Source organism: Streptomyces sp. NBC_01267 (assembly GCF_036241575.1).
Lineage (GTDB): Bacteria > Actinomycetota > Actinomycetes > Streptomycetales > Streptomycetaceae > Streptomyces.
The window spans coordinates 2587211-2611970 of sequence record NZ_CP108455.1 but is presented as its reverse complement, the minus strand read 5'-3'; the positions used below and the strand labels follow the sequence as shown (position 1 = coordinate 2611970).

Here is a 24760-nt window from a genome sequence, read left to right as displayed (position 1 = left end):
ATTCAGCGGCGCCACCAAGCGGGTGAGTTCAGTCCGGGCCACCCGTTGCATCTTCGCCCCGAAGAACGCTGTAGCCAGAGACTCGGCGTTCCAGGAAAACCACAGTAGTGGAATTCCGTCGGGCGCCTGCTGCGACCTCCGTCCAGGAAACATTGGTGCACTGATGGAAAACCAACCGCTGGCCCCTTGCCTGCGTACCTATCCCTGCGCCCATCCTGTAACCACGACGGCCCTCCGTGACCTCTTTGCCTGGAGTGCTTGGCTGTCACTCGGTCAGGTGTAGCCAAGCACCTGAGCCGAGTAGCCAATGCGGGGCCGTCCTATCGGTTAACTGAATACGGAATCCGACATCATCGGGGGCGAGTGAATTTGTTTGCGCAGGGCAGGCCCCCGATATGCCGGACTTACTTTCAATTCTTTAAGCGGAATCTACGGTTTCGATCTCGCTAAGACCGAACGGTTCCAGAATGGGAACTAGGGAACTCAGGTACCATCCGATGTCGCAAAATTTCGAAGATCCGGGAAGGGTCTTTCGGTTGATCGCGACAATGAAAGAGATTGTCGATCTTCCGGGATGGAAAATTAGATCTCCGCCACGATCGGAACCTGGAATGATCAGCGATATTCCTACGGTGTGTTGAGTCCAGTGATCCTTACCGATTTCGGTGATCACTCGCTCGATACTACTGCCGGTCTCTTGATGCCAGTTGAACGTTCCGTCCTCGTCGATGAGGTAGGAAATCTCTCCATTGCGAGAAAGTTCACCTCCACTCCTGAGTGCCGCACGCAATACTTCGGTGACGGAAATAGGAATATTGAAAGTGAAGTCTATGTCCACTGATCTACTCATATTCGCTTCCCCTTCTTGCCTCATCCGTTACGGTGTTATTTGCCATGGTATGCCCTTTCTGTCTAGCCAGTTTGTGAATTCCTTTGGTATTGGATTCTCTGAGATTACCCGATAATCCACCCCGTGATCCTTGGCGATTCCAAGTTTCTGTCCTTCCGTTGAGAAGAATTTACTCATCCCGTTCTTGCGTTTCATTGTGCTCTGCCAGTACTGGCCAGATTTTGCTTCATACCATGTTCCGCGACCCGTGGCAGAGTCAACGAAGGCTCCGTCGAACTCGCGGCCCTTCTCTGAGAAACTTCCGCCACCTCCTAGTTCATCGATCAGATGGTTTTCGTATGCCTTGCCAGCCCTTTCGGCAGCCCTTCCGCCTGACGATGATGCTTCGCCCTGGGCCTCGCTGAATGCTTTTCCGAGCCCCTTGTCGATGCGGCCAATGCCATCCTTTACGCCGAATATGCCGCCTGTGATCAGTGTAGATCCCGTGGCAATGGTGGATGCACTGCCGACGCATCCCACCAGGGTGAGACATTCGGCTCCGCCAACCAGGTCGAGGTCGAGGCCACCCTGTAATCTTGTGTTCGGTAACTTTGCTCGCCGCTTGAGGTGTTGAGGGCCGACGACAAGGCTGTGTGCAGATTAGTCCCCGCGCCGCTCGTTCGGCCCAGTGCCGACCCACACGCAGGGGAAGAGGTAGAATTCGAGCAAATATTACCTCGCGGTTGGGTTCCAACCCGAAAAGGGCGGCAGTGCCGCTACTTGTGGAACTGCCATCTTGAGTGAGGCTGAGAAAGATGCGGCCAGGTCTTCAAGCATTTGCGCTACGACGTCGCTGGCGTGATTCTCCACGGACGGTTTGGGTGTCCAGCTGGTTCGTGAGTCACATGAGATATTCACTAGAGGGCCAGAATATGTGAACCGCAGCTTTCTTTCTGTGCCTTGAGGGTACAGGTCGACATCGAAATCCTCTCTTGCTTTCGCAGCCTGAAGCATGCGGGGGAGCTGCTCCAGGAAAGAGGATGCGTCGTAACTGGTATCGAAATTCCAGTCGTTAGTTCCGAATCCTCCGATATGGAATTTGCAGTCTGTTTGCGCCAACAGCGTGCACGAGTGGATCACTAGATATTCGTAGTCTTCTTGGTCTTCGAGCGGCTCAAGGGCTGCTTCCAGGGGGAGGTCGCAGGTGGGAGGGGTGAGCCTGACGCTGAACATTGCTTTCCTCTCGGGGGTGCAGTGCATGCAGACTTGGCGAAAGGGAAGAAAATGAAAGAAATGTCCGAAGATGAATACTGTCTTCATGTTAATGCTCGTGAAGCGTCGTCATTGTGGATGATTCTGGCCGACCGCACGCAGAGTGAAAATGAAGAGGATTGGGTTAAATATATTCCCATCTTCTCCAGGATCATTGAATGCTGGTCGCGGCTGGGATTTGTGCGTCTGTTCCAAGGGGCCGAGCTTCCCGTCTATCTTTCCGGTGAGGAAGTTGACGTAGGGGGCGTTCCGGGCCTACTCGGAAAATCGGACAGTTGGGCGTACGGGGGAAATCCCAGGTGGGCGGTTTGTGTCGTCCTGGGGGATCGTGACCTCGTGGAGCTGGAAGACGGGATGTGTACCTGATGTCCATCGTCTGTGACCGGTCGTCAGCTCATTGGGCGTCGCTGTTGACTGTTTCCGACGGGTCGGCAGTGTTTGAAGGATGTCAGGGACGAATGGGTGCGCGAACTCGCTGACCGTCGTGGCCTGTTGTCCGAGTGGCCGGGCCGCCTCGAAGTGGTCGGCCATCGCCGCGTCGTCCCGCGACAGGAAACGGCTCAGCACCCGCCCCACGCCCCCTCAGCGGGGAACCCGGACGACACCCTCCTGGATCACCGTGACCGCCAACTGCCCGTCCTGCGTGTAGATCCGGGCCTGCCCGAGGCCCCGCCCGCCGGACGAGGACGGTGACTCCTGGTCGTACAGCAGCCACTCGTCGGCCCGGAACGGGCGGTGGAACCACATCGCGTGGTCCAGGCTCGCGCCCACGATGTCGCCGGTCGCCCAGCCGCCGCGCCCGTGTGCGAGCAGTACCGAGTCGAGCAGCGTCATGTCGGAGACGTACGTGGCGAGGCAGACGTGCAGCAGCGGGTCGTCCGCCAGCTTCCCCCTCGTACGGAACCAGACCTGCGAGCGCGGTTCGCCCGGGGTGCCGACGCTGGCGAACGGCGGGGCGTCGACATAGCGCAGGTCGACCGCGGCGCGCGCTTCGAGCAGCCGGTCCAGGGTGCCCGGGTCCAGGAAACGGTCCGCGTAGCGCGGCAGTTGCTCGGCGGCCGTCGGCAGCGTCTCCGGGTCGGGGGCCTGCGGCATGGGCGCTTGGTGTTCAAGCCCCTCCTCGTACGTCTGGAAGGACGCCGAGAGGTGGAAGATCGGCTGGCCGTGCTGGACTGCGACGACCCGGCGGGTGGTGAAGGAGCGGCCGTCGCGGATGCGGTCGACCGTGTAGACGATCGGCGCGCCCGGGTCGCCGGGGCGCAGGAAGTACGCGTGCAGCGAGTGGGCCAGCGGGGTGTTTCCCGGAGCCGGGGAGAGGTCCGTGTCCGTGGGCACCGTACGCCCCGCGGCGACCAGGGCCTGTGCGGCGACCTGGCCGCCGAAGACGCGCGGCACGACGGAGGAGTGGCTCTGGCCGCGGAAGATGTCCTGCTCGATCCGCTCCAGGTCGAGGAGACCGAGCAGGGACTCAAGTGCCGTGTTCATGGGGTATTTCTAACAGGCCTACAGGCCCATGTTCTTCGCGATGATCATCTTCATGACTTCGCTGGTGCCGCCGTAGATCCGGTTGACCCGGTTGTCCGCGTAGAGGCGGGCGATCGGGTACTCGTTCATGTAGCCGTAACCGCCGTGCAGCTGGAGGCACTTGTCGATCACGCGGTGCGCGACCTCGGTGGTGAAGAGCTTCGCGGACGCGGCCTCGGCCGCCGTCAGCTCGCCCAGGTCGTGGGCTTCGAGGGCGCGGTCGCAGACGGCCTCGGCCGCGTCGACCTCGGCCTGGCAGGCGGCCAGTTCGAACTTGGTGTTCTGGAACGACGCGACGGTCTTGCCGAACACGGTGCGCTCCTGCACGTACGCCTGGGCGAACCGGACGGCGGCGGCGGCCTGCGCGTACGCACCCACGGCGATGCCGAGGCGCTCCTGCGGGAGGTTCTGGCCGAGGTAGGAGAAGCCCTTGTTCTCCTCGCCGAGCAGGTCCTCGACCGGCACCTTGACGTCGCTGAAGGACAGTTCGGCGGTGTCGGAGGTCTTCAGGCCGAGCTTGTCGAGCTTGCGGCCGACCGCGTACCCCTCGGACTTGGTGTCCACGACGAGCAGCGAGATGCCGTGCCGGCGGTCCTCGGCGGTCGGGGCCGCGGTGCGGGCGCAGACGATGACGCGGTCGGCGTGCACCCCGCCGGTGATGAAGGTCTTGGCGCCGTTGAGCACGTAGTGCGTGCCGTCGGCGGAGAGCTTGGCGGTGGTCTTCATGCCCGCCAGGTCGGAACCGGTGCCCGGCTCGGTCATGGCGATGGCGAACATCGAGGCACCGGACGCGAAGTCGGGGAGCCAGCGCTTCTTCTGGTCCTCGGTGGCGTACGCCTTCAGGTACGGCAGGCAGAGCGCGACGTGCACGCCGGAACCGCCGAAGGAGACACCGGCGCGGGCGCACTCCTCGGAGATGATCGCCTGGAACTTGAAGGACTCCTCGCCCGCGCCGCCGAACTCCTCGGGCACCTCGATGCCGAAGATGCCCAGCTCGCCGAGCTTCTGGTAGAACTCGCGCGGCGCCTGGCCCGCCGCCAGCCACTCGTCGTACACCGGAACGACCTCGGCCTCGATGAACGACCGGATGGTGTCCCGGAATGCCTGGTGGTCCTCGTTGTAGACGGTACGGCGCACGGAAGGCTCCTCTGCGAGTTCTGGCGTGGCCCCGGGGTTCGGTCGGTCCGGTCGGCCGCTCCTGCTAAGCGCTTGCTCAGTCGAAGTTACCGGGAGGTCACCAGGGCTGTCCAGAGTGAGCCTGACCACCCGTGCTCACATCGGAACGCCGCCGCCCTTGAGCGCGGTGATGAACGATGCCCACCCGGCTGCGGGGAAGATCAGGGCCGGGCCGTGGGGCGCCTTGGAGTCGCGTACGGGAATGCCGGAGGGGTGGTTGTCCAGGACCTCTACGCAGCTGCCCGATTCGCTGCCGCTGTACGTCGACTTTCGCCAGCCGCTCAGCGATGTCGTGTCCGGGATGGTCTGCTCAGCCATGGTGTCCGTAGTCCTTTGCCGCTGCTCTCAGCACGGCCAGTGACTCATTCAGCGGCAGTGCGTCGCTCAGTGCGAGATCGTAGCGGCCCAGTAGTTCTTCGACTACGGACGGGGAGTCGTGCAACTTGCCCATGCGGACCCCCTCGCTGTAGGCAACTGGTGGCTGATCCTCGAACCACATCAGCGTCAACATGCTCTCCAGCAGGGGGTGAAAGCCCAGCGAGAACGGCAGTACGTGGGCGCGGATGCGTCCCGCCTCGACCAGGCGGACGACGTGTGTGATCTGCTCCGCCATGACGCTTCGGCCGCCGATGGGGCGGCGCAGGACCGACTCGTCCAACAGTGCCCACACTACGGGCGCTTTCGCATCGGTGAGGATCTGCGAGCGGTCGAGCCGGGCGACAACTGCTCTGTCACGTTCCTCGTCGCTCACGGGCGGGAAGGCCATGCCGAGAACGGCACGTGCGTACGCCTCGGTCTGGAGGATGCCAGGAATGAAGGAAAGCGCGAATTCGCGGATCGTGGTGGCTTGTTGTTCGAGGTGGCGAGCAGCCCCGAAGTAGTTCGCGAGAACCCCGTCGTCCTGCGGTCGGAAGCTGCTGAGCACGTTCCCGGTGTCCAACGCCTTGTCCAGGCGCTGCGCGTCCTCCTCGGAAGGGATCCGCCGTCCCCCCTCGATGTGCGAGATGTGCGAGCGGGTCATGATCGCCGCGTTGGCCAACTCCTGTTGTGTCAGCCCTGCTGCCTCGCGCTGTGCCTTCAGCCACTCGCCGTACCGATTGCTCATCCCCAACTCCCGTGCGCCAAAAGCTCCGTCACCAGCAAACCTCTGGCGAGCCTAGCCCTTCCCCTCTCACGCTGTGAGTGGATCACTACCCAGCGCAATGCGCAGCCGTCGACGTACAGGAGCCGCCACATGATCGACCAGACGTCCGGAGTGGGGAGGCTGCTCCCCTGGGCCAGTCCGGAAGGGAAGCCCTGTTACGTCTTCGGGGACGGGACCGGGCGCGTCTCCCGTTACGCGGACGGCGTCGAGAGCCGGCAGCTCGACATGGCCGACGAACTGCTCGATCACGTCGCCGACATGGCCGACGCCCCGGAGGTCACCTCGGTGCAGCTCCGCTACGTGGTGGCGCGCCTGGCCGAGTCGTTGCGAGATCTGCACCGGATCGCGCGGAGCCGGGGTGCGCGGCTGGCGGCTCCCGCCTACGACGATCCCGGGTGCGAGTGAGGCGCGCAGCAGGCGGGTCGCGGGGTGCCGCACCTCGCGGAGGCCGCTCGCCGGTGCTTGCCGCCCGCTCAGCCCTGGCGCAGCGCGAACCACAGTTCTGACCGCACGTCCATGTCGTCCAGATCCGTGCCGAGCAGCGCCCTGCACCGGCCGATCCGCTGGCGGACGGTGTTGCGGTGCACGCCCAGCGCCGCCGCCGTCCGGTCCCAACTGCCGTGCAGCGCAAGCCAGGTGCGCAGCGTCTCGGGCAGCGGGCCGTCCGTGCCCAGCGGTGCGAGCAGTGCCTGTGCGTGGGCGGTCGCCTCCGCCGGGTCCAGCAGTGCGGCCAGGCCCGTGCCGCCGTGCCGGACCAGCGGGGTGCCGGTCGTCTCCGCGCGGCGCAGGGCCCGTCCGGCCTGGGCGTCGGCCGCCGCGAGGTCCCGCAACGTTGCCGGGGCGCTCACCCCGAGGCTCCAGCCGGGGCGGCGGGTCACCTCCCGGCCGGCGGGGAGCAGGGCGCGTACGGTGTCGGCCGCCGCGTCCACCAGCGGGCTGCCCAGCGCCGGAGCCGCCCCCGCGCCGCGGCCGTGCACGACGGTCCACGGCCCCTCGCCGAGCAGCGGCGCCACCTCCTCGGGCGCGGCCCCCAGCAGCAGCCGCACCAGCGCGGCCGACCGCGCCGCCTCGTCGGCCCCCGGCCGCTCCGCGGTCAGCAGCGAGAGCAGGACGACGGCCACCCCGGCGACGGTGTGGTCGCCGGGTTCGCGCCGGGTGGTGGCGACCCCGAGCACCAGCCCCTCGCCCCCGGCCACCGCGTACGCGGCCAGCTGGGCGGAGCCCGCGGTGTCGGTGGCGGAGGCGGGTGCCGGTCGGGCTGCCGGGGGCCGGGAGTCCTGGGTGGTGGCTTGCGCCGTCGTGGGCCGGACGACCCGGGCGAGCGCCGTCACCCCGGCGCGTACCTCCGGCGCGGGCTCGCGGCCCGCCGTCCCGAGGGCGGTGCCGTCCGGGGCCAGCAGGACGGTCCAGCCGCCCAGCCGCCGCGCCAGCTGACGCAGTACGGCGGGCACCGGTTCCGGGCGGGACGCCGCCGCGGCCAGGCCCTGCTGGGCCTCCGACATCCGGCGCAGCTCACGGTGGCGGGCCTCCGCCATCAGCCCCCAGACCGCGCGGGCCACCGCGGTGAACGGCGTCCGGGTCGGCACCTCGACGAGCGGCAGACCGTGCCGGTCGCACGCCTCGGCCAGCGCGGGCGGCACCGTGTCGTACACCGGCGCGAGCCCGAAGCCGAGCGCGGCCCCGCCCGCCGCGACGATCCGGCTCACGTACCGGTCGGCGTCGCTGAGCTGCACGCCCGCGGTCAGCAGCAGTTCGCCGCCGAGCAGATACGGATACGGGTCGGCCATCTCGCTGGTGTGCACCCAGTGCACCGAGGCACCCCCGGCCTCCCCGGACCCCTCGGCCGCCGGGCCCGCGACCTGGCGCAGCCCGAGGTCCTGGCGGGCGAGGAGCGCGGCCAGTGGAACGGGGGGAGTGGGCGGAGCGGCGGGGTCCGGCATGGACGTTCCATCCATCGAGAAGGGGTTCAGATGGACGGAACGTACACTTCAACGTCCCTTTCCGGCCACCTAGTGTCAACCGACGAAAGCAGGCGGCAGCGGCAGCAGCAGCGGCGCTGACGACGGCGGCGGCAGGCGCGGAAAGAGGGAGGGCTCATGGCAGTCGACTACGCAGTGATCGTCGTCTACCTGGCGGGCATGCTCGCCATGGGCTGGTGGGGCATGCGCCGCGCCAGGTCCAAGTCCGAGTTCCTGGTGGCGGGCCGCAGGCTCGGACCGGCCATGTACTCGGGCACCATGGCCGCGATCGTCCTCGGCGGTGCCTCCACCATCGGCGGTGTCGGCCTCGGCTACCAGTACGGCCTTTCCGGCGCCTGGATGGTCGTCACGATCGGCCTCGGGCTGCTGGCCCTCAGCGTGTTCTTCTCCGCCCGCATCGCCCGGCTCAAGGTCTACACCGTCTCCGAGATGCTCGACCTGCGGTACGGCGGCCGGGCCGGGGTCATCTCCGGCGTCGTCATGTGGGCGTACACGCTGATGCTCGCCGTCACCTCGACCATCGCCTACGCCACGATCTTCGACGTCCTCTTCGACATGAACCGGACGGTCGCGATCGTCCTCGGCGGTGCGATCGTCGTCGCGTACTCCACGCTCGGCGGGATGTGGTCGATCACCCTCACCGACATGGTGCAGTTCGTCGTCAAGACGATCGGGGTGCTGCTCCTGCTGCTGCCGATCGCGGTCGTGAAGGCCGGTGGCTTCTCCGGGATGAAGGCGAAGCTGCCCACCTCGTACTTCGACCCGCTGGGCATCGGCGGCGAGACCATCTTCACGTACGTCCTGATCTACACCTTCGGGATGCTGATCGGGCAGGACATCTGGCAGCGGGTGTTCACCGCCCGCAGCGACAAGGTCGCCCGGCTCGGCGGCACCGTCGCCGGTACGTACTGCCTGGTGTACGCGGTCGCCGGAGCGGTCATCGGTACGGCCGCCAAGGTCATGTACCCGAAGCTGCCGAGCGCCGACGCCGCCTTCGCCACCATCGTCAAGGACGAACTGCCCGTCGGTGTACGGGGTTTGGTGCTCGCCGCCGCGCTGGCCGCCGTGATGTCCACCTCGTCCGGAGCGCTGATCGCCTGCGCCACCGTCGCCAACAACGACATCTGGTCGCGGCTGCGCGGGATGCGCGCCTCCCCGGGTGCGCAGGGCGACCGCAGTGACCGCAGTGACCGCAGTGACCGCAGTGACCACGGTGACGGCAGTGACCGCAGTGACCACGGTGACGGCAGTGACGACCGCGACGGCAGTGACGACCGCGACGAGGTGCGTGGCAACCGCGCCTTCATCCTCGCCATGGGCGTGCTGGTCATCTGTATCGCCATCGCCCTCAACAACGTCGTCGAAGCACTCACCGTCGCCTACAACCTGCTGGTCGGCGGGTTGCTGGTGCCGATCCTCGGCGGCCTGCTGTGGAAGCGCGGCACGGTGCAGGGGGCGCTGACGGCCGTGACCGCCGGCGGACTCGTCGTCCTGGGCCTGATGTGGAGGTACGGGGCGCTCGCCAACGAGCCCATCTACTACGGGCTGCTGGCCTCGCTGGTCTCGTACGTCGTCGTCTCGCTCGCCTCGAAGCCGACCGACGCGGCCGTACTCGCCCACTGGCGAGACCGGCTGGCCGGGCGCGAGGAGGGATCGGGAGAGGTGCCCGGGTCCGCGGGAGAGGCATCCGGGTCCGAACCGGAGACCGCTCCGGCACAGAGTTAGAGTTCCGAAGCGTCAAAAGCATCCAATACATCTCTGAAACGCTCTGAAACGCCAAAAAACCAGAGAAGAAGGGCACACCCATGAGCAGCACCGATCAGCCGCGCGGTCCCGTCGATTCGTCCCGTGTCCCGCGGTACGCCGGTCCGGCGACCTTCGCCAGGCTGCCCCGGCTCGACGAGGTCGGCGGCCGGGCCGATGTCGCCGTCGTCGGTGTGCCCTTCGACAGCGGTGTCTCGTACCGCCCCGGCGCCCGGTTCGGCGGCAACGCCATCCGTGAGGCGTCCCGGCTGCTGCGCCCGTACAACCCGGCGCAGGACGCCTCGCCGTTCGCGCTGGCGCAGGTCGCCGACGCCGGTGACATCGCCGCCAACCCGTTCCACATCAACGAGGCCGTCGACACGATCGAGGCCGCGGCCGACGACCTGCTGTCCACCGGCGCCCGGCTGATGACGCTCGGCGGCGACCACACCATCGCGCTGCCGCTGCTGCGCTCGGTGGCCAAGAAGCACGGGCCGGTGGCGCTGCTCCACTTCGACGCCCATCTCGACACCTGGGACACCTACTTCGGCGCCGAGTACACCCATGGCACCCCGTTCCGCCGGGCCGTCGAGGAGGGCATCCTCGACACGTCCGCGCTGTCCCACGTGGGCACCCGCGGCCCGCTCTACGGCAAGCAGGACCTGGACGACGACGCCAAGATGGGCTTCGGCATCGTCACGTCGGCCGACGTCATGCGCCGCGGCGTCGACGAGATCGCCGACCAGCTGCGCCAGCGCATCGGCGACCGCCCGCTGTACATCTCCATCGACATCGACGTACTGGACCCGGCGCACGCCCCCGGCACCGGTACCCCGGAGGCGGGCGGGCTGACCTCCCGCGAACTCCTGGAGATCGTCCGCGGACTCGCCTCCTGCCACCTGGTCTCCGCCGACCTCGTGGAGGTGGCCCCGGCCTACGACCACGCGGAGATCACCTCGGTCGCCGCGTCCCACACGGCGTACGAGCTCACCACGATCATGGCCCGACAGATCGCGGAGGGGCGTACGAAGTGACGCACGACCACCACCACGAGACCCCCCGGCTCACCGCCGAGCAGACCGCAGCCGCGCTGAATCCTCCGCCCGGCCGCAACGGCGGCGACCTGGTCGTCGAGACCCTCCAGGGGCTGGGCGCCACCACGGTCTTCGGCCTCCCCGGCCAGCACGCGCTCGGCATGTTCGACGCGCTGCGCCGCTCCTCGCTCGGGTACATCGGCCTGCGCGTCGAGAACAACGCGGGCTTCGCCGCCGACGCGTACGGCCGGATCACCGGCGAAGTGGCCCCGCTGCTGCTCTCCACCGGCCCCGGCGCCCTGACCTCGCTCGCCGCGCTCCAGGAGGCGGCAGCCGCCAGCGCGCCGGTACTCGCGATTTCCAGCCAGATCCCGACGGCCGGGCTCGGCGGCGGACGCCACGGCTATCTGCACGAACTCCGCGACCAGCAGGCGTCGTTCCGCGACATCGTGAAGTCCGTGCACACGGTCCGCACGCCGTCGCAGATCCCGTCGGCCATCGCGGCGGCCTGGGAGTCCGCGCTCACGGCGCCGCACGGCCCGGTCTGGGTGGAGATCCCGCAGGACGTCCTGCTGGCGGAGACCCTGCTGCCACCGGTCACGGCGATGGACGCGACCCCGCGCGAGCTCGAACCCCGCCCGGAACTGACCGCCGTGGCGGCCCACTGGCTCTCGCACGCCGAACGCCCGGTGATCATCGCGGGCGGCGGGGTCGTACGGTCCGACGCGTCCGGCAAGCTCCGCGCGCTCGCCGAGAAGCTGGACGCGCCGGTCGTCTGCACGGTCGGCGGCAAGGGGGCGTTCCCCTGGGAGCACCCGCTCTCGCTCCAGTCCTGGATGGAGGACCGGCACACCACGGACTTCCTCGAAGCGGCCGACGTCCTGCTGGTCGTCGGCTCGGGGCTCGGCGAACTCTCCTCCAACTACCACACGTTCAAGCCGCGCGGCCGGGTCGTCCAGATCGAGGCCGACCTCGGCAAGCTGGAGTCCAACCACCCGGCGCTCGGTATCCACGCGGACGCCAGGACCGCGCTCTCGGCCCTGCTGGACACGGTGACCGACCGGACGGATCCCGGCGCGCCGGACGCCGTACGGACGGTGCTCGCGAAGGTACGGGAGCGGATCGCGGGCCAGGACCTGGGCCTGGAACAGCAGATCCTGGCCTCGGTGCGGGCCGCGCTGCCCGCCGACGCGCCCAGCTTCTGGGACATGACGATCCTCGCCTACTGGGCCTGGTCCGCCTGGCCCGGCGCCCTGCACTCCGCCCAGGGCGCGGGCGGTCTCGGCTACGGCTTCCCGGCGGCGCTGGGCGCGGCGGTCGCCGACCCCACCAGGCCGGTCCTCGCCGTGTCGGGGGACGGCGGCGCGATGTACTCGATCGCCGAACTGGCCACGGCCAGGCAGTACAACCTGCCGGTCACCTGGCTGATCGTGGACGACGGCGGCTACGGGATCCTGCGCGAGTACATGGAGGACGCGTTCGGCGAGGCCACGGCCACGGAACTGGCCCGCCCGGACTTCGTCGCGCTCGCCGGGTCCTTCGGCGTCCCCGCGGTCCGCACCACCCCGGAGTCACTCACCGAGGACCTGGCCAAGTCCCTTGCGGAACCAGGGCCTTCGGTGGTCGTGCTGCCCGCGCTGCTCAAGATGTTCGCTCCGACGCATCTGGACTGAACGGTGGAGCCGCGGGGTCAGGCGGCGGCCGTACGTGCCGTGAACGCGACGTGGGACGTGTCGTCGACCAGCTCCAGCCGGAGTGACGCGTCCAACGCGCGTGCCAGCCGTGCCAGCAGCGGCAGGGTCGGCACGGTGCCGCCCAGTTCCAGCTTGGAAACCTGTGGCTGGGTCATGTCTGCCCGCTGGGCGAGCTCGGCCTGCGAGATACCGAGTTCCGTCCGGCGGTCGTACACGGCCTGGCCGAGGTCGAACGCGAGGCGGATCTCCTCCTGCATCCGTGCTACGCCAGGATCCTCGGCGATCCCCTGAGCGGTCTTCTTGTCCCGAGCGAGCTTCCAGCGTGCGTGACTGACCATCACAGCTCTCCCTTCTCCACGGCACGGGTGAATTCGTCGTGAGCAGGCTCGTGGCTTGCTTCACAGGTGCTCTTGGCGCGTTGCGCGCGAGCGACCTCGGCGTCTTCGCGCGATCTGGTCTTGCGGAAGATCGTCAGCAGCACGATCCGGCGGTCCGGTGCGAGCCAGTACGAGACCCGTATGGCATCTCGATTGTGCCCCAGAGCGAAGCGCAACTCTCTTGCACCGTCGCCCAGATGTCGCGAGTAGGGCTCCCCGAGGGTGGTCGGGCTGTCTGCCAGTCGCCCGGCGACGTGGTCCACCACTGCGTAGTCCCGGTCCGAGAGGTTCATCAACCACAGCCGGACCTCCGGTTCGATCTCGATCACATAGGGGGCATCCATATAGCCGAACGTATAGCTACTCCAGTGTATATCGGCACGTTCATCTGCGGAATCAGCCTCAGGAGTGAAAGACGCAGGGTCCTGCCGTGCAACTTTCCGGCCGCCCGCGAGTCATCTGAGGCGGGGCGCCAGGGCGCTCCCGAATGACCTCAGGGGACGGGAAACCTCCATGACACACCACCGAATACCCCGCCGGACAGCTGCCGCGACCGCCGCGGCGCTGGCCGCCGGAGTCCTCGCGCCGCTCGCCTTCACGGCGGCTCCGGCGGAGGCCGCGACGCCCGCCGTGGCGTGCACCTCCGCCAGGGCCGGGCTGGCCGCGAAGCTGAAGACGGACATCACCGCCGCGCTCAAGGGGCGGAAGTCGACCGTCGCGGTCGGTCTCTACGACCGGTCGACGAAGACCACCTGCACCCTGCGCGGGGACACGACGTACGACTCCGCGAGCGTCGTGAAGGCCACCGTGCTCGCGACGCTGCTCTGGGACAACAAGAAGCACAACCGCTATCTGACGGCCCGCGAGACCAGCCTCGCCACCGCCATGATCACCAAGTCGGACAACAACGCCACCTCCACCCTGTGGAAGCAGCTCGGCGCGACGAAGGTCAAGGGCTTCCTCAAGGCGGCGGGCATGACCCGGACGGTTCCCGGTTCCGGCACGTACTGGGGGCTCACGCAGATCACCGTCCGGGACGAGCAGAAGCTGCTGGCCCTGCTCACCGCCAAGAACTCCGTACTGAGCGACAGCTCACGGGCGTACGAGCTCGGGCTGATGCACAAGGTCATCTCGTCCCAGCGCTGGGGCACCCCCGCCGGGGCCCCGGCGGGAGCGACCGTACAGGTCAAGAACGGCTGGCTGCAGCGGTCCACGCACGGGTGGCGGGTGCACTCGATCGGGGCCTTCACCGGCAAGGGCCACGACTACACGATCACCGTGCTCACCCAGGACAACAGGACGATGACCGACGGCGTGAACACCATCCAGGCCGTCGCCCGCGCGATCCACAAGGACCTCAACGCCAAGGCCGCTCTGCGCGCGACCGTCGAGCCGCCGGCCACGCCCCACGAGGTGGCCCCCGCGGTCCCGAACGCGTAGGTCCGGCGACCGGTCCCCCCCGGCCTTCCGGCCCGTGATTGTTGCGGCGGGATGAAATCCCCTGGTCGCCGCGTTGGTTCCTTCCGGTGGTATCGGACAACGGGAGGCACCAGTGGCGGACGCCGCGACAACACGGGAACAGGGCTGGGGGAGACGGCTCACCGGGTACGCCTGGCGCTACCGGCGCAATGTGCTGCTGGCCCTCGGCTCCTCACTCGCCGGGATGGCCGTCATGGCCCTCGTCCCGCTGGTCACCAAGGTGATCATCGATGACGTCATCGGGAACCACACGCGGTCCCTCGGGGTGTGGACGGGGCTGCTGATCGGCGCGGCCGTCGTCGTCTACGTACTCACCTACATCCGGCGGTACTACGGCGGCCGTCTCGCCCTCGACGTCCAGCACGACCTCCGGACCGAGATGTACGGCACGATCCTGAAGCTGGACGGGCGGCGGCAGGACGAACTCTCCACCGGCCAGGTCATCGGCCGTGCCACCAGCGACCTCCAGCTGATCCAGGGCCTGCTCTTCATGCTGCCGATGACCCTCGGCAACGTCCTGCTCTTCGTGATCTCCCTGGGGATCATGGCCTGGCTCTCCCCGCTGCTGACCCTGATCGCCGTCGCCGTCGCCCCCGCGCTGTGGATCATCGCCAAGCGCAGCAGGACCCGGCTCTTCCCCGCCACCTGGTACGCCCAGGGGCAGGCGGCGGCCGTCGCGGGCGTCGTGGACGGGGCCGTCACCGGCGTCCGCGTGGTGAAGGGCTTCGGCCAGGAGGACCAGGAGACGGGCAAGCTCCGCGAGGTCAGCCGCAGGCTCTTCGCGGGCCGGCTGCGCACCATCAAGCTGAACTCCCGCTACACCCCGGCGCTCCAGGCCGTCCCCGCCCTCGGGCAGGTCGCGATGCTGGCGCTCGGCGGCTGGCTGGCCACCCGCGGCGAGATCACCCTCGGCACGTTCGTCGCGTTCTCCTCCTACCTCGCCCAGCTCGTCGGCCCGGTCCGGATGCTGGCGATGGTGCTCACCGTCGGCCAGCAGGCACGGGCGGGCGTCGAGCGCGTACTGGAGCTGATCGACACCGAACCGTCCATCCCCGACGGGACGAAGGAACTCCCCGCGGACGCCGGGGCGAGCGTCGAGTTCGACGACGTGTCGTTCGGCTACGCGCAGGAGCGGCCCGTGCTCGACGGCTTCTCGCTGTCCATCGCGCCCGGCGAGACCGTCGCCGTCGTCGGCTCGTCCGGCAGCGGGAAGTCGACCGTCTCGCTGCTGCTCCCGCGTTTCTACGACGTCTCGCACGGCGCCGTACTCATCGGCGGCCACGACGTACGCGAACTGACCCTGGAATCGCTGCGGGCCGCCATCGGCCTCGTGCCCGAGGACAGCTTCCTGTTCTCCGACACCGTCCGCGCCAACATCGCGTACGGCCACCCCGACGCCACCGACGAGCAGATCCGCACCGCGGTCCGCGCCGCCCAGGCCGACCGCTTCATCGACGAACTGCCCGCCGGGTACGACACCACCGTCGGCGAACACGGCCTCACCCTCTCCGGCGGCCAGCGCCAGCGCATCGCCCTGGCCCGCGCCATCCTCACCGACCCCCGGCTGCTCCTCCTCGACGACGCCACCTCCGCGGTGGACGCCCGCGTCGAGCACGAGATCCACGAGGCACTGCGCGGCGTGATGGCCGGCCGTACGACGCTGCTCATCGCCCACCGCCGCTCCACCCTCAACCTCGCCGACCGCATCGCGGTGCTCGACGGGGGCCGCCTCGCCGACATCGGTACGCACGAGGAGCTGGAGGAGCGCTGCGCGCTCTACCGGCGGTTGCTCACCGACCCCGAGGAACTGGGCGGGGTCTCACCCGGCCACGCCCTCCCGGCCGACGCCGACGCGCTGGAGGACACCTCCGTACGGGACGAGCTGGACGCCGAGTTCGACGTCGAGCGCGGCATCACCCCGCCCCTGTGGGTACGCACCGAGGCGCCCGCCGGGAGCGCTGAAGGCGCGCCCGCCGCACCCGGCGGGATGCCCGCCACCCCCGAACTCCTCGCCCAGGTCGAGGCGCTGCCGCCCGCCACGGACACCCCGGACGTCGACGAGGCGCACGCCGTCACGGCCGAGACGTCCTACGGACTGCGCAGACTGCTGCGCGGCTTCGGACCCGTCCTGCTGATCAGCCTGCTGCTGGTGGCGGTCGACGCGGGCATGGGGCTGCTCCTGCCGGCACTGATCCGGCACGGCATCGACCAGGGCGTCACCCGGCTCGCCACCGGCGCGGTGTGGACCGCGGCCGGGCTCGCGCTGGTGACCGTGGCCGTCCAGTGGCTGGCGCAGACCGGCGAGACCCGGATGACCGGACGGACCGGCGAGCGCGTTCTCTACACCCTCCGTCTGAAGATCTTCGCCCAGCTCCAGCGGCTCGGACTCGACTACTACGAGCGCGAGTTGACGGGCCGGATCATGACCCGGATGACCACCGACGTGGACGCGCTGTCCACCTTCCTGCAGACCGGTCTGGTCACCGCGTTCGTCTCGGTCGTCACGTTCTTCGGCATCCTCGTCGTGCTCGTCGTGATCGATGTGCAGCTGGCTCTGGTGGTCTTCGCCACGCTGCCGTTCCTGATCGTCGCCACGTACTTCTTCCGGAAGAAGAGCGTCAAGGCGTACGAGCTGGCGCGCGAGCGGGTCTCCGCCGTCAACGCCGACCTCCAGGAGACGGTGTCCGGGCTGCGGATCGTGCAGGCCTTCCAGGGCGAGGGCACCGGCTCGGCGCGCTTCGCGGGCCGCAGCGACCACTACCGGCAGGCGCGGGTGCGCGGGCAGTGGCTGATCTCGGTCTACTTCCCCTTCGTGCAGCTGCTGTCGTCGGTGGCCGCGGCGGCCGTACTGATCGTGGGCTCGGGCCGCATCGAAGGGGGCACGCTCACCACGGGCGCGCTGGTCGCGTACCTGCTCTACATCGACCTGTTCTTCGCCCCCGTGCAGCAGCTCTCGCAGGTCTTCGACGGGTACCAGCAGGCCACGGTCTCGCTCAAGCGCATCCAGGAACTGCTCCAGGAGCCCACGTCGACGAAGGGCGCCGCCGCGCCACTGGACGTGACCTCGCTGCGCGGGGAGATCGCCTTCGAGGGCGTCTCGTTCGCCTACGGTCCCGCCGACGGCGGCGCGGACGGTCCGGCCGACCAGCCCGAAGCGGCGCTCAGCGGCATCGACCTGCGGATCCCGGCCGGGCAGACGGTCGCCTTCGTGGGGGAGACGGGCGCGGGCAAGTCCACGCTGGTCAAGCTGGTCGCCCGGTTCTACGACCCGACGTCGGGCCGGGTCACCGCGGACGGTACGGATCTGCGGGACATGGACATGACGGCGTACCGCCACCGGCTCGGCGTCGTCCCGCAGGAGGCGTACCTCTTCGCGGGTACGGTCCGGGACGCCATCGCCTACGGCCGCGCGGACGCGACGGACGCCGAGGTCGAGGCGGCGGCGCGGGCGGTCGGCGCGCACGACATGATCGCCACGCTGGACGGCGGCTATCTGCACACCGTGGCCGAGCGGGGACGCAATCTCTCCGCAGGGCAGCGGCAGCTGATCGCGCTGGCCCGCGCGGAGCTGGTGGACCCGGACATCCTGCTGCTCGACGAGGCGACGGCCGCACTCGACCTGGCGTCGGAGGCCCAGGTCAACCAGGCCACGGACCGGATCGCGGGCCGTCGTACGACGCTGGTGGTGGCCCACCGCCTGACGACGGCGGCGCGGGCGGACCGGGTGGTGGTGATGGACCACGGACGGGTCGTCGAGGACGGCACGCACGAGGAACTGCTGGCGCTGGACGGCAGCTACGCGCGGCTGTGGCGGACGTTCGTGGGGGAGCCCGCCGAGGTGGTGGCGTAGGGAGTCCGGTCCTCCGGGGGGTCGGCGGGCCCCGGGGATCCGGCTGTTCCAGGAGCGCGGCAGCTGCCGGGAGTCCGGCTGCTCCGGGAGTTCGGTTGTTCCCGGGACCGGAGCCGTGGACGGCGTTACCATGACGATCTGTCAGGTAGGGGGGGCGGGATGGATCCACTGGTTTTGGCCGCCGGGACAACCTTGGTCAGTGCGATGGCCACGGACGGGTGGCAGCAGGCCCGTGAGTCGGTCCTGGGGCTGTGGCGCCGGGTGCACCCCGAGCGGGTGGACGCCGTCGGGGCGGAACTCGCCGAGGTCCGTGCCGAGTTGCTGGCAGCCCGCCGGGCCGGAGACGAGCAGACGGAAGCGGAACTGGCGGCCGACTGGCAGCGTCGGCTGCGCCGGCTGCTGGAGCGCGACCCGAGCCTCGGGGGCGAGCTCCGTCGCGTTCTGGACGAGGAGCTGGGTCCGCTGGTTCCGCCGCCGGGCCCGCACTCGGTGACGCAGCGGGCCACGGTCTCCGGGCGCGGCAACAGAACCTTCCAGGCAGGAGGCAGCATCACCCACCATGAGTCAGCCCCCTGAGTTACCCGCACCGGCGGATTCTGTTCAGCAGCACGCGACGGCCTCCGGTGACAGCCAGATCGTTCAGGCGGGTCGCGACGCGTACGTCGTCTTCACCAGCGGGTTTGTCGCGTCCGGGGAGCTGCCGGGGCAGGAAGCCCGCCAAGCCGTGCCCGCGGAAGGCGAGTTGTGCCCGTACCCCGGCCTGGCGTCCTTCGGAGTGGAACAGGCCAGATGGTTCTTCGGCCGTGAGGCGCTGATCGGGGAACTGCTCGGACAGCTCGTCGAGGGCAGCCCACTGGCCGTGGTCGGCCCGTCCGGAGCGGGCAAGTCCTCCCTGCTGATGGCGGGTCTGCGACCGGCACTGACCAGCGGCAGGCTTCCGGTCGACGGATCCCGTGAGTGGCCGCACGCGGTTCTCACACCCACCTCGCGCCCCATGACGGTGCTGGCCGAACAGCTCGCCCTCGCTGCCGGAGGCAGCGTGGAAGCCGTTCGGCAGGCTCTGGACGCCGACCCCGGGGCGTACGTCGCGGAGCTGCGCAGGACACTCGGCGCCGGAGCGGGGTCCCCGGCGAGCCGGCGACTCGTGCTGATCGTCGATCAGTTGGAAGAGCTCTTCACCCTCTGCGCGGACAAGGCCGAACGCGCGCGCTTCATCGACGTGATCAGCCGGCTCGCGACGCCCGGGGACGGATGCACACGCCCCGACGTCCTGCTGGTGCTCGGCCTCCGGGCGGACTTCTACGGTTACTGCATCGCCGAGCCGCTCCTGCGCGCGATGCTGCAGGACCGTCAGGTGCTGGTGGGACCGATGGCGGAGAGCGAGCTGCGGGACGCGATCACCGCACCCGCGGCGGCCACCGGGCTGACGATGGAGCCGGGCCTCGAAGAGCTGCTGCTCCGGGATCTGGGCGTCTTCCCCTCGGACCTGAGCAGGGACCGCCCCGATACCGGCACGTGGTTCTCCGCGGGCAGGCTGCCGCTGCTCGCGCACGCACTGCAGATGACATGGGTCCAGCGCAGGGACCGGGTCCTCACCGTCGCCGACTACCAGGCCACCGGGGGGATCCACCGGGCGATCTCCAGGACTGCCGAGCGGCGTTTCGAAAGCCTGGACGCGTCGGCCCGGCGGGGAGCGGAAGCGCTGTTCCTGCGCCTGGTCAGAATCGGTGACGGGGCGGAGGACACCCGCAAGCGGGTATCGCTCGGCATGTTGGAGGCAAGCGATACGGAGGCCTCGGCAACCGCCGCCGCGCTGACCGCGTTCACCCGGGAGCGGTTGCTCACCGTGGACGGGGATCTCGCGGCGGTGGCCGACATGACGGTCCAGATCACCCATGAGGCCCTGATCAAGGCGTGGCCGCGGCTGCGCCGGTGGATCGAACACGGCCGGTCCGACGTCCTGGTCCGCCAGGAACTCGAAGAGGCCGCCCGGGGGTGGGACACCCAGCGCTCGGACGGCTCCCTGCTGTACCGGGGCAGCCGACTGGAGAGCGCGGCCAGGGCTGCCGCAGCCGCGCCGGGGCACCTGAGCCGGACCGCTCTCGACTTCCTCGCCCTGTCCAGGCAGCAGGCGGCGAGGGCGGCCCGGGTCCGCCGAAGCGTCATCGCCGTGCTGACAGCGCTGGTACTCGCCGTCTCCGGAACGGCGATCTTCGCCTTCCAGCAGCGCGCGACGGCGCAGAGCCAGCGTGACTCCGCCCGGGAACAGCGGGACACCGCGGTGGCGGGCCAGATCGCCATCGAGGCCGACCGGATCCGCTCCACCGACCCCTCACTCGCGGCCCAGCTCGACCTCGCCTCGTACCGCATGCGCCCCAACGACAGCACGTACACGAATCTGCTGGCGTGGGAGAACAGCCCGCTGTCCACCGTGCTGCCGGGCGCGGTCGGCACACCGGTGTTCGACAGGGACGGGCACCGGCTGGTGACGCGGCAGGGCGACGGCTCGCTCCGTCTCTGGGACAGCCGTGATCCGGCCCGTCCGAGGCCGCTCAGCCCGCCGATCCATGCCCTGAAGGGGACGGGCGGTATCGCGCTGAGCGCGGACGGGCGCACCCTCGTGGCTCATGTCGCCGGACAGGGCACGGCACCGGGGCACGACGGCGGGCCGGCCCTCTGGGATCTCTCCGATCCGGCTCGGCCACGGCGGTCCGGTCCGCCCATCGGCAGCGCCGACGACTGGATCATCGGCCTCTCGCCGAACGGCCGCACGGTGGTGACCAGAGACCAGGACAAGATGACCACGACGCTCCGGGACGTCACCGACCCCACGAACCCGACCGTCCTCACGACGCTGCCCGGCACAGCCGTTGCCCTGAGCCCGGACGGCAGGACCCTCGCCGTCTGGCAGGACGTGGAAAACGCCCTCCAGTTCTTCGACATCTCCCGCGCCGCGGCCCCGGTGCCGCTGCTGCCGAACGGTTTGGACGTGGTGAGCACGCTGCGGCCGGGGGCCGTGTTCAGCGGGGACGGCCACCGGTTGGTCACGACCGGCGATCCGGGCGGCAACGGTGTGGTCAGTGCGGACGGTCAGGACACGATCCGGGTGTGGGACGTGACGGAACCGCGCCACCCGCGCCTGCGCAACGAAGGGGTGGTTGCCCGTGGTTCGGCGCTTGCCCTGGCGTTGCGGCCCGACGGCCAGGTGGTTGCCACCGCGGGCCAGGACCGCACGATTCAGCTCTGGAGAACCGACGACACCGAGGGCGGTGAACCGGCGCCTCCGTCCTCCTCGGACCCGGAGCGGGCCGGCGCACTCGTGGAGATGAACGCACCGCTCGGCGGACACACCGATGCCCTCGCCGATCTGGTGTTCAGTCCCGACGGCTCGGCCCTGGCCAGCAGCGACGGCAGTACGGTCCGGCTGTGGTCCCTCCCGCGCGCGGCCTCCACCCCCGGCGGAACAGCGGACCGGCTGGCGATCACGCAGAAGGGGAAGACCCTCGTCACCGGCACCGAGGACAGCACCGGTGTGCACCCACGGCTGGTGAGGCTGTGGGATCTCACGGCTCCCCGCGGGCCGAAGCCGCTCGGCGGATCCCTGGTCGGGAACATCGGGAAATTCACCGTGCCGGCGGCGGTCAGCCCGGACGGCAGGACCCTGGGCACGCTCGACAAGGACTCCGCGATCCGTCTGTGGAACATCGCGGACCCGGCTCACCCGGTGCCCTACGGTGTCCCGTTCGCCGGTACGGGCAGCGGGGACAGCCTGGACTTCGCACCGGACGGCCGCACGCTGTGGAGGGTGGATCCGGTCGGCAGGATCCATGTGTGGAATGTCGCCGATCCGGCGCATCCCCGAGCCGTCGACTTCTCCGGCCCGGAGGGCCTGACCAATGTCCGCGCGTTCAGCCCGGACAGCCGCATTCTCGTCAGCAGTGACACCAGCGACACCAGCACGGCGCGGTTGTGGGACATCAGTGATCCGGCGGAGCCGAAGGAACTGAGCCATGTCGGGGCCGACACGAGCCACGACAACCCCGCGGCGTTCTCCGCGGACGGGCGCATCCTCGCCACGCCGGGGAGCGACCGCACGGTGCGTCTCTGGGACGTCAGCGATCCACGGCATCCCGCCGCCGTCGGCGGTCCGCTGGCCGGGCACACCGACACCGTCACCGCCATTGGCTTCGTGCCGCACACCCGGCTGCTGGCCACCGCCGCCCGGGACAACACCGTCAGGCTCTGGGACCTCTCCGACCTCAGGCATCCCAAGGCGAAGGGACGCGCGGTCAGCGCGCCCGGGGCAGGTCCGCTCGGCTTCAGCCCCGACGGGCGGACCTTGGCCACCGGTGGGGTCTCCGGGACGGTGCAGGTCTGGGACCTGGATGTGGAACACGCCGCAGCGCGTATCTGCTCCGCCACCTCCCATGTCCTGAGCGCGGAAGTATGGGAGCGGCACTTCTTGGGAATTCAGTACCGCCCCGCCTGCCGCTGAGCGGTTGCACCGAACCTGTCACCATCTGTCCGTTTATGCGGTGCAACCGGTGGGCGGCCCTGTGCGTCCGTACGTACATACATACGACCGTGTGGCCGAGGGGGAAGAAGTGTTCGACATGTGGCGCGGACCGAGGCGCGTACGGCGTGGTGTGCGGCGCGGAGCGGGGGCGCTGACCGCAGCCGCCGCGCTGGCCCTCGCCTTCGTGGGGCCCGGCACGCAGCCCGCCGCCGCGGCGTCCGGCTGTCCCGGGCACCAGGTGAGGACGGTGCCCTTCGCCACCGGGCAGTTGCAGGTCTACCGGAGCGGCCAGTACGTCTGTGCCGTCACGCTCGCCAGGTCGCCGGGCCCCAGGAGGCAGATGTCCGTCTCGCTCCAGGCGCGTGGCGCCCGAGCGGTCGTGGACAGCGGCCGGTTCACCCGACTGGCGGGGCCGGTGAAGGTCCGTGCCACGCACCGCTGTGTGCGGGCCGTGGGCGTGGTCTCCGGCAAGAAGGGCGCCTCCGGCTGGATGCTCTGCTGAGTGCCCGACCTCCCTCCGATGGTCAACGGATGGTCAACTGGGTCTGGCGTGCCATGCGTTACCCCCGCTAGGTTCGCGGCTACTCGTAGTGATCTCCAGGGGAGGGCTGAATGCGCAAGGCGCTCAGATGGCTGCTCGCGTTCGTGGTGCTCATAGGCACCTTGAGCGTGGCAGGAGCTTCGGCCGGTGCGGCCACCGCGGCAGGACCGGACACGCCGGACATCAAGGACCGGATCCTCGCGATACCGGGAATGAAGCTCATCGAGGAGAAGCCCTACACGGGCTACCGTTTCTTCGTCCTCCAGTACACCCAGCCCATCGACCACCGTCACCCGTCGAAGGGCACCTTCGAGCAGCGCCTCACGCTGCTGCACAAAGACACCAGCCGGCCCACGGTCCTCTACACCGGCGGCTACAACGTCTCCACCAGTCCCAGCCGCTCCGAGCCGACCAGGATCGTCGACGGCAACCAGGTGTCGCTGGAGTACCGGTACTTCACCCCCTCCCGGCCGCAGCCCGCCGACTGGTCGAAGCTGGACATCTGGCAGGCCGCGAGCGACCAGCACCGGCTGTTCACGGCGCTGAAGAAGATCTACACCAGGAACTGGCTCACCACCGGCGGTTCCAAGGGCGGCATGACCGCCACCTATTACGAGCGTTACTACCCGCGCGACATGGACGGGGTCGTCGCCTACGTCGCCCCGAACGACGTCGTCAACGACGAGGACTCGGCGTACGACCGCTTCCTCGCAGGGGTCGGCACCAAGGAGTGCCGCGACAGGCTGGAGGGCGTGCAGCGCGAAGCGCTCGTCCGGCGGGAGCCGCTGGAGAAGAAGTACGCCCAGTACGCGGCGGACCACGGCTACACCTTCACCACCACCGGCTCCCTCGACCGTTCCTACGAGGCCGTGGTGATGGACTACATCTGGGGCTTCTGGCAGTACAGCCTGCTCTCCGACTGCGACACCGTCCCCGCCGACGCCCCGCACGCCACCGACCAGGCCATCTGGGACTCCGTCGACACGATCTCCGGCTTCTCCTTCTACACCGACCAGGGGCTGGAGCCGTACACGCCGTACTACTACCAGGCGGGCACCCAGCTCGGTTCGCCGGACATCCAGCAGCCCTGGCTCGGCAAGCTGAGCCGCTACGGCTACCAGGCGCCGCGTCACTTCGTGCCCCGCTCCATCCCGATGCGGTTCCAGCCGTCCGTGATGGCGGACGTGGACCGCTGGGTGAAGCACAACGCCCACCACATGCTCTACGTGTACGGGCAGAACGACCCGTGGGGCGCCGAGCGCTTCAGCGTCGGGAAGCACGCGGACGACAGTTACGTCTTCACCGCGCCCGGGATGAACCACGGCGCCAACGTCGACGGGCTCGCCCCCGCCGACAAGGCGAAGGCCACCGCCCGCATCCTGGCCTGGGCCGGCGTCGCCCCGGCCGCGGTCCAGGCCGACCCGGCGCAGGCCGCACCGCTCGCCGCGTACGACGCGCAGCTCGACAGGACCACCGTGGGACGCGAGCGGGTCCTGCGGCCCTGACGCACAACTCCACGCACAACTCCACGCGCAACTCCACACACTGTGCCCGCCGTCGACCGGAGTTCCGGACGCGGCGGGCACAGCCGTGCGGTGGTGC

Annotated in this window: 20 protein-coding genes; 11 read left to right on the top strand and 9 right to left on the bottom strand. The window is 69.2% G+C overall.

What is annotated here, in order from left to right; translation table 11 throughout:
* Positions 1–418: 418 nt before the first annotated feature.
* Positions 419–838, bottom strand: coding sequence for a hypothetical protein (locus OG709_RS11890; protein ID WP_250298560.1), 420 nt, complete (start codon positions 836–838; stop codon positions 419–421).
* Between the two features lie 39 nt (positions 839–877).
* Complete coding sequence (locus OG709_RS11885; protein WP_326694854.1) at positions 878–1369, bottom strand: hypothetical protein; 492 nt, start codon at positions 1367–1369, stop codon at positions 878–880.
* Between the two features lie 753 nt (positions 1370–2122).
* Here OG709_RS11885 and OG709_RS11880 point away from each other — a divergent pair.
* Positions 2123–2467 (top strand): hypothetical protein, encoded by a 345-nt coding sequence (locus tag OG709_RS11880; RefSeq protein ID WP_326694855.1) that lies wholly within the window; start codon positions 2123–2125, stop codon positions 2465–2467.
* A 216-nt stretch (positions 2468–2683) separates the two neighbouring features.
* On the opposite strand, the gene OG709_RS11875 is transcribed toward OG709_RS11880, so the two are convergent.
* The 4 genes from OG709_RS11875 to OG709_RS11860 form a co-directional block, all read right to left on the bottom strand.
* Positions 2684–3586, bottom strand: coding sequence for an acyl-CoA thioesterase (locus tag OG709_RS11875; protein ID WP_250298539.1), 903 nt, complete (start codon positions 3584–3586; stop codon positions 2684–2686).
* Positions 3587–3604: 18 nt separating this feature from the next.
* On the bottom strand, positions 3605–4762 hold the full coding sequence (locus tag OG709_RS11870; RefSeq protein WP_250298538.1) for an acyl-CoA dehydrogenase family protein: 1158 nt from the start codon (positions 4760–4762) through the stop codon (positions 3605–3607).
* Between the two features lie 135 nt (positions 4763–4897).
* Positions 4898–5119, bottom strand: coding sequence for a DUF397 domain-containing protein (locus tag OG709_RS11865; RefSeq protein WP_266643086.1), 222 nt, complete (start codon positions 5117–5119; stop codon positions 4898–4900).
* Positions 5112–5906, bottom strand: a complete 795-nt coding sequence (locus OG709_RS11860; protein WP_266643087.1) for a helix-turn-helix domain-containing protein — start codon at positions 5904–5906, stop codon at positions 5112–5114. The genes OG709_RS11865 and OG709_RS11860 overlap by 8 nt, the downstream gene beginning before the upstream one ends.
* Before the next feature lie 129 nt (positions 5907–6035).
* Here OG709_RS11860 and OG709_RS11855 point away from each other — a divergent pair, with 129 nt between their 5' ends.
* The gene (locus OG709_RS11855) at positions 6036–6350 is read left to right on the top strand and encodes a hypothetical protein (protein ID WP_250298535.1); all 315 of its coding nucleotides are present in this window, start codon (positions 6036–6038) and stop codon (positions 6348–6350) included.
* A 68-nt stretch (positions 6351–6418) separates the two neighbouring features.
* Here the strand turns inward: OG709_RS11855 and OG709_RS11850 are convergent, their stop codons facing one another.
* Positions 6419–7885, bottom strand: coding sequence for a PucR family transcriptional regulator (locus tag OG709_RS11850; protein ID WP_329165968.1), 1467 nt, complete (start codon positions 7883–7885; stop codon positions 6419–6421).
* A 156-nt stretch (positions 7886–8041) separates the two neighbouring features.
* On the opposite strand from OG709_RS11850, the gene OG709_RS11845 reads away from it, so the two are divergent.
* The 3 genes from OG709_RS11845 to OG709_RS11835 all read left to right on the top strand — a co-directional run bounded on the left by OG709_RS11845 (position 8042) and on the right by OG709_RS11835 (position 12374).
* The gene (locus tag OG709_RS11845; RefSeq protein WP_329165966.1) at positions 8042–9649 is read left to right on the top strand and encodes a sodium:solute symporter; all 1608 of its coding nucleotides are present in this window, start codon (positions 8042–8044) and stop codon (positions 9647–9649) included.
* A gap of 80 nt (positions 9650–9729) precedes the next feature.
* Positions 9730–10701, top strand: a complete 972-nt coding sequence (speB, locus tag OG709_RS11840; RefSeq protein WP_250298533.1) for an agmatinase — start codon at positions 9730–9732, stop codon at positions 10699–10701.
* Positions 10698–12374 carry a thiamine pyrophosphate-binding protein gene (locus OG709_RS11835; RefSeq protein WP_329165964.1) on the top strand — a complete coding sequence of 559 codons (1677 nt, stop codon included), beginning with the start codon at positions 10698–10700 and terminating at the stop codon, positions 12372–12374. Before speB ends, OG709_RS11835 begins: the two co-directional genes overlap by 4 nt.
* A gap of 17 nt (positions 12375–12391) precedes the next feature.
* Here OG709_RS11835 and OG709_RS11830 read toward each other — a convergent pair whose 3' ends face one another.
* Together OG709_RS11830 and OG709_RS11825 are read right to left on the bottom strand one after the other, a co-directional pair.
* Positions 12392–12733, bottom strand: coding sequence for a helix-turn-helix domain-containing protein (locus OG709_RS11830; RefSeq protein ID WP_266643092.1), 342 nt, complete (start codon positions 12731–12733; stop codon positions 12392–12394).
* Complete coding sequence (locus tag OG709_RS11825) at positions 12733–13116, bottom strand: type II toxin-antitoxin system RelE/ParE family toxin (RefSeq protein ID WP_266643094.1); 384 nt, start codon at positions 13114–13116, stop codon at positions 12733–12735. The genes OG709_RS11830 and OG709_RS11825 overlap by 1 nt, the downstream gene beginning before the upstream one ends.
* A 169-nt stretch (positions 13117–13285) precedes the next feature.
* On the opposite strand from OG709_RS11825, the gene OG709_RS11820 reads away from it, so the two are divergent.
* The 6 genes from OG709_RS11820 (at position 13286) to OG709_RS11795 (ending at position 24663) form a co-directional block, all read left to right on the top strand.
* Positions 13286–14212, top strand: a complete 927-nt coding sequence (locus tag OG709_RS11820; protein ID WP_250298529.1) for a serine hydrolase — start codon at positions 13286–13288, stop codon at positions 14210–14212.
* Positions 14213–14324: 112 nt separating this feature from the next.
* On the top strand, positions 14325–18101 hold the full coding sequence (locus OG709_RS11815) for an ABC transporter ATP-binding protein (RefSeq protein WP_329165959.1): 3777 nt from the start codon (positions 14325–14327) through the stop codon (positions 18099–18101).
* Between the two features lie 204 nt (positions 18102–18305).
* A complete protein-coding gene (locus OG709_RS11810) occupies positions 18306–18677 on the top strand; it encodes a hypothetical protein (protein WP_250298527.1) in 372 nt (123 codons plus the stop codon).
* Entirely contained in the window at positions 18661–22596 is a 3936-nt protein-coding gene (locus OG709_RS11805) for an nSTAND1 domain-containing NTPase (RefSeq protein WP_250298526.1), read from the top strand. Before OG709_RS11810 ends, OG709_RS11805 begins: the two co-directional genes overlap by 17 nt.
* Before the next feature lie 118 nt (positions 22597–22714).
* The gene (locus tag OG709_RS11800; protein ID WP_266645052.1) at positions 22715–23119 is read left to right on the top strand and encodes a hypothetical protein; all 405 of its coding nucleotides are present in this window, start codon (positions 22715–22717) and stop codon (positions 23117–23119) included.
* Positions 23120–23229: 110 nt separating this feature from the next.
* Entirely contained in the window at positions 23230–24663 is a 1434-nt protein-coding gene (locus OG709_RS11795; RefSeq protein ID WP_250298524.1) for a S28 family serine protease, read from the top strand.
* Positions 24664–24760 lie beyond the last annotated feature (97 nt).

Excerpts from the sequence above, each read along its gene's own strand:
- speB (WP_250298533.1), top strand. The coding sequence starts at position 9,730 with ATGAGCAGCACCGATCAGCCGCGCGGTCCCGTCGATTCGTCCCGTGTC.
- OG709_RS11805 (WP_250298526.1), top strand. The coding sequence starts at position 18,661 with ATGAGTCAGCCCCCTGAGTTACCCGCACCGGCGGATTCTGTTCAGCAG.
- OG709_RS11800 (WP_266645052.1), top strand. The coding sequence starts at position 22,715 with ATGTGGCGCGGACCGAGGCGCGTACGGCGTGGTGTGCGGCGCGGAGCG.
- OG709_RS11810 (WP_250298527.1), top strand. The coding sequence starts at position 18,306 with ATGGCCACGGACGGGTGGCAGCAGGCCCGTGAGTCGGTCCTGGGGCTG.
- OG709_RS11825 (WP_266643094.1), bottom strand. The coding sequence starts at position 13,116 with ATGGATGCCCCCTATGTGATCGAGATCGAACCGGAGGTCCGGCTGTGG.
- OG709_RS11855 (WP_250298535.1), top strand. The coding sequence starts at position 6,036 with ATGATCGACCAGACGTCCGGAGTGGGGAGGCTGCTCCCCTGGGCCAGT.
- OG709_RS11875 (WP_250298539.1), bottom strand. The coding sequence starts at position 3,586 with ATGAACACGGCACTTGAGTCCCTGCTCGGTCTCCTCGACCTGGAGCGG.
- OG709_RS11865 (WP_266643086.1), bottom strand. The coding sequence starts at position 5,119 with ATGGCTGAGCAGACCATCCCGGACACGACATCGCTGAGCGGCTGGCGA.
- OG709_RS11880 (WP_326694855.1), top strand. The coding sequence starts at position 2,123 with ATGTCCGAAGATGAATACTGTCTTCATGTTAATGCTCGTGAAGCGTCG.
- OG709_RS11860 (WP_266643087.1), bottom strand. The coding sequence starts at position 5,906 with ATGAGCAATCGGTACGGCGAGTGGCTGAAGGCACAGCGCGAGGCAGCA.
- OG709_RS11850 (WP_329165968.1), bottom strand. The coding sequence starts at position 7,885 with ATGCCGGACCCCGCCGCTCCGCCCACTCCCCCCGTTCCACTGGCCGCG.
- OG709_RS11820 (WP_250298529.1), top strand. The coding sequence starts at position 13,286 with ATGACACACCACCGAATACCCCGCCGGACAGCTGCCGCGACCGCCGCG.
- OG709_RS11795 (WP_250298524.1), top strand. The coding sequence starts at position 23,230 with ATGCGCAAGGCGCTCAGATGGCTGCTCGCGTTCGTGGTGCTCATAGGC.
- OG709_RS11845 (WP_329165966.1), top strand. The coding sequence starts at position 8,042 with ATGGCAGTCGACTACGCAGTGATCGTCGTCTACCTGGCGGGCATGCTC.
- OG709_RS11830 (WP_266643092.1), bottom strand. The coding sequence starts at position 12,733 with ATGGTCAGTCACGCACGCTGGAAGCTCGCTCGGGACAAGAAGACCGCT.